Genomic DNA, 11,750 nt, shown 5'->3' with positions numbered 1-11,750 from the left:
CCTCAGCGCTTCAGCCAGGACTCGATCGTGTGCCGCGTCTCGTCGATGTGGGCCGCCATGGTGGCCGCCGCCAGGTCGGGGTCCTTGATGCGGATCGCCTCAAGGATGTCGGCGTGGTGGTCGTTGGCGTTGTCCTCGATGCGGCCGAAGATCGCGCCGACCGGCAGCCACATCGCGCTGCGCGCCAACTCGACGGAGCGGACCAGCTGCTCGTTACCGGTGGCCCGCGCGATCCCGAGGTGAAACGCCGAGTCGAGCAGCTGGAAGTCAGTGATCTGCGCGGTCGACGGTGAGTCCCGGGCCGCGTCGATGGTCTCGCTCATCCGGCGCACCAGGTCCCTGAGTCGAGGGATGTCGGCCGCCTTGCGGCGCTCGGCCGCCAGCCGGGCCGCCCCGGTTTCGACGATGACGCGGTAGTCGAAGGCATCGCGGACCGCCACCTTGTTCCGCTTGAGCTCGCGCCTGGCCTCGGCGGCGTCGTACGTCGGCTCGAGGACCAGGAACCCGCCGCCGCGGCCGCGCCGGACCGCGATCCGGCCCTCGCGCTCCAGGACGGACACGGCGGTACGCACCGTTGTGCGGGAGACGTCGAGCATCTCCGCCAGCTCACGCTCGGCCGGCAGCCGGTCCCCGGGACGGAACTGGCCCAGGTCCATCGACCGCCGGATCTGGTCCAGCACCAGCTCGTGCGCGGCTATCTGCCTGATCGGCCCGAGGCTGTTGTTCTCGGTCACGGCACCTCCCTGCTCGGATAAGGCTAACCGAACGCGACCCCCACAGCGGGAGGATCGCGCCCTAAAGGCCCAAAGGCCTAAAGGCCTTGTTTTTAGGCCTTAGGTCCCCTAGCCTCATCGTACACGAGGCAAAGCACGGGTGCTGAGGAGGACGTCCATGCTCTACCCGCTCACCGTCAACGACTTCCTGTACCGCGCCGAGCAGGTGTTCCCGGCCCGTACGGGAGTCGTCGACGAGCCGTCCGCCGACTACTCGTGGGGGTCGCTCACTTACGCGGAGTTCGCCGGCCGCGCCCGGTCGCTCGCCGCCGCTCTCGACGAGCTCGAGGTCCCCGTGGGCGGGCGAGTCGCGATCGTGTCGCAGAACTCCAGCCGCATGCTCGCCTCCTTCTACGGGGTGAGCGGCTACGGCCGCATGCTCGTGCCGATCAACTTCCGCCTGGGGCGAGCCGAGATCGAGTACATCGTCGAGCATAGCGGGGCGGACGTCCTGCTGGCCGACTCCACGCTCCACGACGTTGTGAAGGACCTGCCCGCGCGGCACACCTTCCTGTTCGGGGAGGACGACCGGCTCTGGGACCGCCAGACAGCGCCCGCGTCCTGGGAGCCGGACGAGAACGCGACGGCGACGATCAACTACACCTCGGGCACGACCGCCCGCCCCAAGGGCGTCGAGCTGACGCACCGCAACCTGTGGCTCAATGCCACCGTCTTCGGGTGGCACCTCAAGGTCGACGAGGACGACGTTTACCTGCACACGCTTCCGATGTTCCACGCCAACGGGTGGGGGATGCCCTACGCGCTCACCGGCATGGGCGGAACCCACGTGGTCCTGCGCCGGGTCGACGGAGCCGAGATCCTGCGCCGGGTCGAGCAGCACGGCGTCACGGTGATGTGCGCCGCCCCGGCCGTGCTCGCCTCCGTCCTCGAGGCGGCCGGGTCGTGGTCGGGTGAGATCCCGGGCCGGGACCGGGTCCGGGTCGTCGTCGCGGGCGCGCCGCCGCCCACCCGGCTGATCGAGCGGATCCGCGACGAGCTGGGCTGGGAGTTCATCCAGATCTACGGCCTGACCGAGACCTCGCCGTTCCTGACCATGTCGCGGATGCGGCGCGAGTGGCGCGACCTTCCGGGCGCCGACCAGGCCCGGCTCCTGGGGCGCGCGGGGGCGCCGGGCATCGGGGTCCGGATCTCGGTCGCCCCGGACGGGGAGGTACTGGCCGCCGGCAACCACAACCTCGACGGCTATTGGCGCAACCCGGAGGCGACCGCTTCCGCCCAGGAAGGCGGCGTGTTCCACACCGGCGACGGCGGCCGCATCGAGGACGGGTACCTGTCCATTCTCGACCGCAAGAAGGACGTCATCGTCTCGGGCGGTGAGAACGTCTCGTCCATCGAGGTGGAGGACGTCCTCGCCGGCCATCCCGCCGTCCGGGAGGTCGCGGTGATCGGCATCCCCGACGAGAAGTGGGGCGAGCTGGTCACGGCGCTGGTCGTGACCTCCGAGACGGTGACCCCGGACGAGCTCATCTCCTACTGCCGCGAGCGGCTGGCCGGCTACAAGTGCCCGAAGCGGATCGAGTTCCGCGACGAGCTGGCTCGCACGGCGACCGGGAAGCTCCAGAAGTTCAAGCTCCGCCAGACCTACTGGGGCGCCAGGGAGCGCCGGGTCAACTAGCGGTCCCCGCCCCACGTACTTCCCGACGGGACGGGTCCGAGCCTGCTCGGACCCGTCCGCTCGGGTCCTCGGCGTGCGCCCGAACAGCGCACCCAACGACCGACAACACACCGAGAGGTGGAGAGGTGAATCGTAAAGTCATCGTCACCGGAGGCGCCGGCGTGATCGGGCTGGCCATCTGCCGGCGCCTGGTCGAGGGCGGGTTCGATCCCGTGGCCGCCGACCTGAAGGACGCGGTCCAGGCCGTCGACCCGACCGACGCCTCGCTCGCCGGCGTGGACATGGTGGTCATGGACGTCTCCGACCGCGGCAGCATCGAGAACGCCGTCGCGGCGGTCCTCGAGCCGGGGGAGCAGCTGGCCGGTCTCGTCAACTGCGCCGGGGTCCTGCGGGACTCCTTCCTGGGCGAGCTCGACGAGGCGAAGCTCGAGCTGATGTTCCAGGTGAACATCGCCGGCATGGCGCGGGTCACCGACGTCTGCGCACCTCGCCTGGCCCACGGCACCGCCATCGTCAACGTGGGCAGCCTGACCGGCCACTTCAGCCGATTCACCGGCGCCTCCGTGTACGGCGCCACGAAGGCCGGCATCGCGGCCTACACGCGCTACCTGGCCGACGAGCTCGCGCCGCGGGGGATCCGCGTGAACAACATCGCCCCGGGAGTGATCCGGGCCCCGATGAGCCCGTCGATGGCCCGGGTCTCGGGCGGCGAGGAGGTCGCCGCCTCGTACGCGATGCTCAAGCGGATCGGGGAGCCGCGCGAGGTTGCCGAGGTGGTCGAGTTCATGCTCTCGGACCGGGCGTCGTTCATCACCGCCCAGACGCTCCTGGTGGACGGCGGGGTCGTCGCATGGTGACCACGCCCGCCGTCACGTGCCCCTTCGACATCGACGTGGCGAATGCCGAGGCCTTCGAGCGGCTCACCACGGCCGACCCTTGGGTGGTCGACGTCGGCATCGCCCGCGACGTCATTCCCGGGTACGCGGACAACCTGGTCCTCACCTCCGGGGCCCCGATGCCCTGGTCCGAGTACGTCGGCGGGCAGCGCGAGGCGCTGATCGGGGGCGCGCTCTTCGAGGGGCTCGCCGCGACGCGCGCGGAGGCGATCGTCGGGTTCGAAAGCGGCGAGATCGTCGTCGGCGCCTGCCACGACTACGGCGCGGTCGGGTCCCTGGCCGGCATCTACACCGCGTCCATGCCGGTGTTCGTCGTGGAGAACCGCACGCACGAGAACGTTGGCTTCTGCAACTTCTACGAGGGTAAGGAGCCGCGCCGGCTCAACTACGGCTGCTACGACCAGGGCGTCCACGACCGGCTGGTGTACGTCAATGAGGTGCTCGCGCCGGTGGTGGGGGAGGCGATCCGCCGGCGGGGTGGCATCGCGCTCAAGCCGCTCATCGCCCGGGCCCTGCGGATGGGCGACGAGGTCCACAGCCGCAACGCGGCGGCGTCGGTGCTGTTCAGCCGGGAGATCCTGCCCGCCGTCTTGGACATGGTCGCCGAGGACGTGCCGAACGTGCGCGAGACGATGCTCCACCTCGCCGAGAACGACTACTTCTTCCTCCGCCTGTCCATGGCCGCGGCCAAGGCGAGCGCGGACGCGATGGCGGGCGTCGCCGGCTCGACCCTGGTTTCGGCCATGGCGTTCAGCTGCAAGGGCTTCGCGATCAAGGTCGCCGGGACGGGGGACCAGTGGTTCGAGGGGCCGCCGCCGATCCACCAGGGCAAGCTCTTCCCCGGTCACGCCGAGGGCGAGATCACCTGGATGGGCGGCGAGTCGCCGATCACCGAGACCGTCGGCCTCGGTGGCTTCGCCCAGGCCTGCGCCCTGTCCCTGCAGGCATACCAGGGCGGCTCTCCCGAAGTGATGATCGAGCGCAACCGCGAGATGTACCAGATCACCCACGGGGAGAACCCCGACTACCGGATCCCGCTCTTCGGGTTCCGCGGTACGCCGACCGCCGTCGACGTGCGGAAGGTGCTCGAGACCGGCGTGCTGCCCGTCATGGACGTCGGTCTCGCCGGCCGCGACGGCGGCCAGATCGGTGCCGGAGTGATCCGCGCGCCCCGCGAGTGCTTCGAGAAAGCGGCCGCCGTGCACGCGCAGGCTCGACACTCTCGATAATGGTCTAAAAATTGGACCATAAGACCAGTAAGGACGGATCGAGGTTCCCGTGAATGCTCCTGAAGGCAAGCAGTCACCCGCGAACGGCGCCCATGACGTCGCCATCATCGGTGCCGGCTTCAGCGGGATCGCCGCCGCCATCGCCCTGATCAAGCAGCGCGTCGACGACTTCGTCATGTTCGAACGGTCCGAGGAGATCGGCGGCACCTGGTGGGTCAACCGCTACCCGGGTGCCGAGGTCGACCTCGAGTCGCACATCTACTCGTTCTCCTTCGAGCCCTACGACTGGACCCGCACGCACGCGGACTGGCACGAGCTGCTCGGCTACCTCCAGCACGTCGCACGCAAGTGGCGGCTGTACGAGCGCACCCTGCTCGGCACGAGCGTTGCCACCGTCCGCTGGTCGGAGTCCACCCGGACCTACTCCATCGAGACGGCCGACGGCGAGACGCATGGGCCGTTCAAAGCGGTGATCTCAGCGGTGGGGTTCCTCAACACCCCGCTGATCCCGCCGTTCATGCGCGGCGAGACCCCCTTCGAGGGCGACATCTGCCACACCTCGACCTGGCGGGACGAGCTGTCCCTGGAGGGCAAGACGGTCGGCGTCCTTGGGACCGGTTCGTCGGCGGTGCAGATCGTGACCGAGGCCGAGCGTCAGGGCAAGGCGGTCAAGGTCTTCCAGATCGAGCCGAACTGGCTGCTGCCGAAGCAGGCGCGGGACTTCAGCCCGCGGGAGCGGCGGTGGAACCGGTTCAAGCCGGTCTACTACTGGCGCCGCTACCGCCTCTACCTCGACTACGACCTCCGGCAGTACCACGCGAGCCACGCCCGCACCGGCGGCCGGGTCAACCAGAAGCGCCAGAAGATGGTCGAGGCCTACCTCGAGCAGGAGATGTCGTCGCGACCGGACCTGATGAAGCTGCTGCGGCCGCCGTTCTCGGTCGAGGCCCGGCGCACGGTCGTGAGCGACACCTACTACCACGCCCTCCGGAGCCCCAAGGTCGAGCTGGTCCCCCATGCCGTGGCCAACGTGACGCCCACGGGAGTGGTCGACGCCCAGGGTAAGAAACACGACCTGGACATGATCGTCCTGGCGACCGGCTTCGACGCGGCGAACTTCCTCAGCACCTTCCGGACCCTCGGCGAGAACGGCGTCGACCTGCGCGACCAGTGGAAGGAGGGGGCGGAAGCGCTCTACGGGCTGATGACGCCGAACTTCCCGAACTTTTTCATGATCTTCGGTCCGAACACCAGCGGCATCCCGCTGGTGACCTTCTACGAGGCCCAAGCGCGGTTCGCCGCGAAGCTGGCCGGAAAGCTCGTGCGCGGACAGGCCACCAAGATCTCCGTGCGCCGCTCCGTCCACGACCTGTACAACCGCCGCCTCCAGCGCCGCCTGGCCCAGACGGTGTGGACCGAGGTGCCTAGCTACTTCCACGCCAACAGCGGCAAAATCATCAGCCAGTGGGCGTTCAGCCCCACGACCTACCTGATCGGCACCCGGCTCGCGCGCTGGTTCGGGGTCAAGGTCTCGTGACCGGAGCGCTCGATGGCAAGGTCGTCGTGGTGACCGGGGCCGCCGGCGCCATCGGACGGGCCGCAGTCGCCGTCTTCAAGCGGGAGGGGGCCACCGTCGTCGGAGTCGACCTCGTCGGGGCCGACGACACAGGGGCGGACGACTTCGTCGCCTGCGACCTCACCGCCGAGGCCCAGGTGGCCGAGCTCTACGTCGGCGCCTCCCGCCGCCATGGGCGGATCGACGCCCTGTTCAACAACGCCGGCGTGGCGCTCGCCGAGGACGCATCGGTGCTGCGCGAGGAGCTCGAAACCTTCGAACGCACCCTGCGCGTCAACGTCAGCAGCGTGATGCTGTGCTGCAAGCACGGCATCCCGCACCTGGTGGCGGGTGGCGGCGGCGCGGTGGTCAACACGGCGTCGCTGGTCGCCAGCATGGGCTCCGCGGTGTCCCAGATCGCCTACACCGCCTCGAAGGGTGCCGTCGTGGCGATGTCGCGGGAGATGGCCGTCGAGCTGGCCCGCAAGAACGTCAGGGTCAACGTGCTGAGTCCCGGACCGGTCCAGTCACCGATGCTGAGCGCACTTTTCTCCGAGGATGAGGTGGCGCGGCGAATGGTGCACGTGCCCACGGGCCGGTTCGGCACCGCGGAGGAGATGGCCGAGGCGGCCCTCTACCTGCTCAGCGACGCCTCCAGCTACGTGACCGGTCACGAGTTGAGGGTCGACGGCGGCATCTCCGCAGCGTACGTGACCCCCGAGGACTGACCTCCCGCGGACGGAATTCCGCCGTCTGCTCCGAGGGTCTTGACACCCGGCCCCTAAAGGTCTGAATATCGAGCCAATAGACAATTGGGTATGGGGTGCGTCACTGTCGGCTCCCTGAACGCTCTGGTGGCTCGGGCCACGAGCCACACCCACCTTCGGCTCCCGGTAGGGAAGCACGAGCAAGGAGTCAGCGTATGACGGCCTACAGCGACCCCCAGACAGCAGAGCCTGCGGGCCCCGGCGGGAAGACCGCCCTGCTGCACCGAGGCCTCGGCGTCGGATCCATCGTTTTCATGGTCATCGCGGCCGTGGCGCCGCTCGGTGCCGCCTGTGCGGTCCTCCCCTTGGTGTTCGCCCTCAGCGGCAACGCGGCGGCACCCCTGTACTTTCTCAGTGCCGTCGTGGTGCTCTGCGTTTTCGCCGTCGGCTTCACGCTGATGAGCCGACGCGTGCAGAACGCCGGCGCGTTCTACTCTTACGTCCAGGCCGGGCTCGGCAAGATCTCCGGCGCCGGCACCGCCTCGCTGGCGCTGGTTTCCTACTACCTGCTGCTCATCGGCCTCTATGCCCTGCTGGGCGTCTCGGCCGCGGCCGTCGTCGACCAGTACCTCGGGCTCACCGTCGACTGGTGGGTGCCGGCCTTCGCGTTCCTGATCGTTGTTGCCCTGCTCGGCTACCGGGACATCGAGGTCAGCGCCAAGGTCCTCGGCGTGGCGCTGGTGCTCGAGGCCTTGGTCGTCCTCGTGATCGACATCGCCATCCTCGCCCAGGGCGGCGTCTCCGGCTTCTCGGCGCAGCCGCTCGACCCCAGCCATGCCTTCGACGGCACCCCGGGCCTCGGGCTGATGTTCGCCTTCTTCGCGTTCATCGGGTTCGAGGCCACCGCGGTCTTTCGCAGCGAGGCCACCAACCCGACCCGGACGATCCCGCGGGCGACGTACATCGCGGTGGCGCTGATCGGAACGATGTATGCGTTCACGTCCTACTCGATTGCCATCGGAATCGGCGCGGACGGCGCCGCCGCCGTGTCCGGCGCGGACCCTTCGAACGTGGTCCAGAACCTCGCCACGCAGTACGTCGGCACGGCCATGGAGGACGCCGTCCGCATCCTCCTCGTCACCAGCGTGTTCGCCTGCGTGCTCTCCTTCCACAACGTGGTGGCGCGCTACCAGTTCAACCTCGCCAACGGAAAGCTCCTGCCAGGCTTCCTCGGCGAGGTGCACCCCAAGCACCGGGCCCCGTCTCACTCGTCGGTCGTGGTGACCGTCATGTCGGTCGTGGTGCTGGTCCTCATGCTCCTGCTCGGCCTCGACCCCATCACCGAGGTCTACACCTGGTTCTCCGGCGCGGCCACGCTCGGCGTCATCGCCCTGATGGCGCTGACCTCGATCTCGGTCATCGCCTTCCACCGCCGGTACCACGCGGACACCCCGCTGTGGGGCTCCCTACTCGCCCCGGTCCTGTCCCTGATCGGCCTCGGCTTCGTGCTCTACATGATCGTGCGCAACTTCGACCTCCTCGTCGGGACCAACGCTGCGGCCACCGCGATCCTGGTGGCCCTCGCCGCGTCGTTCGTGATCGGTGCCGTGGTCACGGCCGTCACGCGGGCGCGGCGACCCGATCGGTACGCGGAGCTCCTCGAGAACTGCCGTACGGCTGAGGGCAGACCGTCTCAGGACTGACCAAGAACACCTACAACCGGCGCAGAACCGACGCGCGGGCCGGGCTCCTCGGCGATCTGCGCAGATCGACCGAGGGAGCCCGGCCCGCGCGGCACCCAGTCTCGACCTCCACGCTGCGGAGGAACGCGCAGCATCACACGGACGGCCGTCCCGGCCGGCTCCGTCGTCGGAAAGGACCTCAAGGATGCGGTCGATCGATCTCCAGGGCAAGCGAGCCGTCGTGGTCGGCGGCGCCACCGGCATCGGGTGGGCCTCAGCCGTCGCCCTGGCCGAGGCGGGAGCGTGCGTGGTCACGCTCTCGCGCCGCGATCGGCTGACCGCCCTCCCGCCGGCGCCCGAGGTGGCAGAGCGGATCACCCACCGCCGGCTCGACGTCGCGGACGCCGACGCGGTCACCACGGTGTTCGCGGACCTCTGCGCCGACGGCGGCATCGACATCGTCGTGCTGAGCGCGGCGGTGATCGAGCCATCGAGCGCCGAGGAGACCGACGACGAGCTGTGGCGCCGGCACATGGACGTGAACGTCGACGGCATCTTTCGGTGCGCCCGGGCCTCGATCCGACACATGAAGGAGACCGGCCGCCGCGGCAAGGTCGTCGTGGTCGGCTCCGTCTCAGGGATGGTCGGCAACCCCGGCTTCGCGGCCTACTGCGCGAGCAAGGGCCTCTGGGTCAATCTCACCCGGCAGATGGCCCTGGACTGCGCGCCGGTCGGCATCAACGTGAACTCGATCCTGCCCGGGTTCACCAGTACCGAGCTGACCGACATCTACGACGCCGAGACCAAGGCGACCATCGCGGCCGCCGTCCCGACAAAGGTCTGGGCGCGGCCGGAGCAGATCGCCGACGCCATCTTGTTCCTCAGCTCCCCGCTGGCCGACTACGTCCACGGGGCCAACCTGCCCGTCGACGGCGGCTACCTGGCCGCGGGACCGATCTGATCGGAGGTCGCCCACGCGCGACCACGCCGAGCATCACAACGACCACGACGACCCGACCGAGGAGTCACATGCCCAGCCTGCCCGTCCGCGCCTACACCGACCGCCTCTCCTACGAGCGCGGCGACCAGGTCTCCGTCCATGTCAGTGCCGCGGACCCGGTCGACGTCCGCCTGGTGCGGCTGATCAGTGCGAGCGCCGACGAGCCCTCGCTCGACCGCCCCGTCGACTGGCAGGCCGCCGCGCGGTACGACGCGAGCCTGGCGCCGACCTGCGTCGGCTCGTTCCTCCACGGCGACCCGGGTCCCGCCGCCACGGCGTCCCACACCCGTGCCACCCTGGGTGCCTTCGTCTACTCCGGCGACGTCGGGTCCGCACCCGTGCAGTCCCTCGTCTCCCTGGCCTCCGGGCCTGCGCTGCAGTTGCGGGACGGTCGCCCGGGGCTCGCCGACCCGGGCAGCGGCGACGTGCTCGTCACGGCCGCCGAGCGCTTGGTCGACCACCAGTGGCACCTGGTGGTCGGAATGCTCGGACCGGACGGCGTCCGGGTCCTGGCGCTGCCGGTGGACCCCCTGCGCGGCGTACGGCTCGACGCGGCCGCGTCGACGCCCGTCGGTCCGGTCGACCTCACAGGTCCGGTGACCGTCGCGGCGCACCGCGGCCGCGCCGTCGAGCCCGTCGAGGGCGCCACCCGCGGGCAGGCGGACGACCACTTCACCGGCAAGGTCGAGCTGCCGTTCGTCCTCGGCTCGCACCCCGACGACGCGCAGCTCGAGGCGCTGGCGCGGGCCGAGGCGGACGTCCGCGCCCTGGAGCCGGTGGCCGCCTGGGACCTGGCCTTCTCCTACGGCGACGATCCCACGGTCGCCAGGGCCGTGGTGCCCGGCCAGCCGGACGGCACGCTGGTCAACGGACCGGCGCGGGCCGTGACCGGGCGGACCTTCACCGGCCGGTGCCTGGACTTCACCCTCGCCACGGACCAGTACGCCGCGGCGCACTTTCACGCCACCGACCTGGTCGACGCGGGCTGGCCGGCCCTCATCACCGCACCGCTCCCCGAGGAGCTCGAGAGCGGCGTCTACGGCATCGTCGTCGAGAACGCCGACGGGTCCGACGTGGTGCCGATCTCCGTGGTGCCGAGATCCTCCGACGAGCGCCGCAAGGTCGCGGTCGTTCTGCCCACGTTCACCTACCTGGCCTACGCCAACGAGGCCCTCTTCAACGGGCTGGACACCTCGGCGATGACCGACCAGGAGGTGGTGGTCGCCCCGGAGAGCCTGGCGCACATAGGGGACCACTCCTTCGGGCTGTCGATGTACGACCACCACCCCGACGGAAGCGGGGTCATGCTCTCGGCCGCGCGCCGCCAGATCGTGAACATGCGCCGCGGCTACCGCATGTGGGTCGTCGGGGGAGCGGGCCGCGCCTTCTCCTCGGACATGTACCTGATCGAGTGGCTCGCGCGGCGCGGCATCGAGGCCGATGTGCTCACCGACCACGAGGTGCACCAGCGGGGCGCCGACTACCTGCGCCCGTATGCGGCCGTGGTGTCGGGCTCGCACCCGGAGTACACCTCCGAGGAGATGCTCGACGCGCTGACGGCGTACCGCGACGGCGGTGGCGGGCTGCTCTACCTCGGCGGTAACGGCTGGTACTGGGTCACCGGTGTCCTGAGTGACGACCCCCTCGTCGTCGAGATCCGGCGCGGCCAGGCCGGCGTCCGCTGCTGGGAGTCGCTCCCGGGTGAGGTGACGCTGATGTCGACCGGCCTGCCCGGCGGGCTCTGGCGCCACCGCGGCCGGGCGCCACAGGCCCTGGCCGGGGTCGGCTTCGCCGCCCAGGGGTGGGGTCACTCCGAGCCGTACTTCCGGACCGAGGCGGCCGCGGACCCCGAGCACGCCTGGATCTTCGAGGGCGTCGACGAGGAGCCGATCGGGGCGTACGGGCTGGTGATGGACGGCGCCGCCGGCGACGAGATCGACCGGGCCGACGCGGCCCTCGGCACGCCGCGGCACGCCGTGGTGCTCGCCACTTCCCGCGGTCACTCGAACTTCTACCAGCGCGCCATCGAGGAGATCCCGATGAACCTGCCCGAGCACGGCGGAGGCGAGCAGGACCCCGAGGTGCACGCCGACATCGTCTACTTCGCGACGCCCGGCGGCGGCGAGGTCTTCTCCACCGGCTCGATCGCTTGGACCGGCTCGCTGCTGCAGGCGGCCACCGAGAACGGCGTGTCCCGCATGACCGAGAACGTCATCCGCGCCTTCGTCACGCGTCGTCGTGATCGTTGACACAGAAAGCCAGGACAAATATG

At 70.0% G+C, this 11,750-nt stretch carries 9 protein-coding genes; 8 read left to right on the top strand and 1 reads right to left on the bottom strand.

The window, feature by feature from the left end; genetic code table 11:
- Positions 1-2: 2 nt before the first annotated feature.
- On the bottom strand, positions 3-734 hold the full coding sequence (locus ABT130_RS28860; RefSeq protein WP_350922138.1) for a FadR/GntR family transcriptional regulator: 732 nt from the start codon (positions 732-734) through the stop codon (positions 3-5).
- Positions 735-891: 157 nt separating this feature from the next.
- Here ABT130_RS28860 and ABT130_RS28855 point away from each other — a divergent pair, with 157 nt between their 5' ends.
- The 8 genes from ABT130_RS28855 to ABT130_RS28820 all read left to right on the top strand — a co-directional run bounded on the left by ABT130_RS28855 (position 892) and on the right by ABT130_RS28820 (position 11,727).
- Positions 892-2,409 (top strand): AMP-binding protein, encoded by a 1,518-nt coding sequence (locus ABT130_RS28855; protein WP_350960433.1) that lies wholly within the window; start codon positions 892-894, stop codon positions 2,407-2,409.
- A 125-nt stretch (positions 2,410-2,534) separates the two neighbouring features.
- Complete coding sequence (locus tag ABT130_RS28850; RefSeq protein ID WP_350960430.1) at positions 2,535-3,266, top strand: SDR family NAD(P)-dependent oxidoreductase; 732 nt, start codon at positions 2,535-2,537, stop codon at positions 3,264-3,266.
- Entirely contained in the window at positions 3,260-4,534 is a 1,275-nt protein-coding gene (locus ABT130_RS28845) for a YlbE family protein (RefSeq protein ID WP_350960427.1), read from the top strand. Before ABT130_RS28850 ends, ABT130_RS28845 begins: the two co-directional genes overlap by 7 nt.
- A 49-nt stretch (positions 4,535-4,583) precedes the next feature.
- Positions 4,584-6,071 (top strand): flavin-containing monooxygenase, encoded by a 1,488-nt coding sequence (locus tag ABT130_RS28840; RefSeq protein WP_350960424.1) that lies wholly within the window; start codon positions 4,584-4,586, stop codon positions 6,069-6,071.
- Positions 6,068-6,817: an SDR family oxidoreductase gene (locus ABT130_RS28835; protein ID WP_350922128.1), complete on the top strand. Its 750-nt coding sequence runs from the start codon at positions 6,068-6,070 to the stop codon at positions 6,815-6,817. Before ABT130_RS28840 ends, ABT130_RS28835 begins: the two co-directional genes overlap by 4 nt.
- A gap of 194 nt (positions 6,818-7,011) precedes the next feature.
- The gene (locus tag ABT130_RS28830; protein WP_350960421.1) at positions 7,012-8,499 is read left to right on the top strand and encodes an APC family permease; all 1,488 of its coding nucleotides are present in this window, start codon (positions 7,012-7,014) and stop codon (positions 8,497-8,499) included.
- Positions 8,500-8,683: 184 nt separating this feature from the next.
- Positions 8,684-9,439, top strand: a complete 756-nt coding sequence (locus ABT130_RS28825) for an SDR family NAD(P)-dependent oxidoreductase (protein ID WP_350922123.1) — start codon at positions 8,684-8,686, stop codon at positions 9,437-9,439.
- 68 nt (positions 9,440-9,507) lie between these two features.
- The gene (locus ABT130_RS28820) at positions 9,508-11,727 is read left to right on the top strand and encodes a N,N-dimethylformamidase beta subunit family domain-containing protein (RefSeq protein ID WP_350960420.1); all 2,220 of its coding nucleotides are present in this window, start codon (positions 9,508-9,510) and stop codon (positions 11,725-11,727) included.
- Positions 11,728-11,750 lie beyond the last annotated feature (23 nt).

Origin of the sequence: Streptosporangium sp. NPDC001681 (genome assembly GCF_040298085.1) — a bacterium.
Taxonomy (GTDB): Bacteria; Actinomycetota; Actinomycetes; order Streptosporangiales; family Streptosporangiaceae; genus Streptosporangium.
This window is presented reverse-complemented; position numbering and strand designations above follow the sequence as displayed.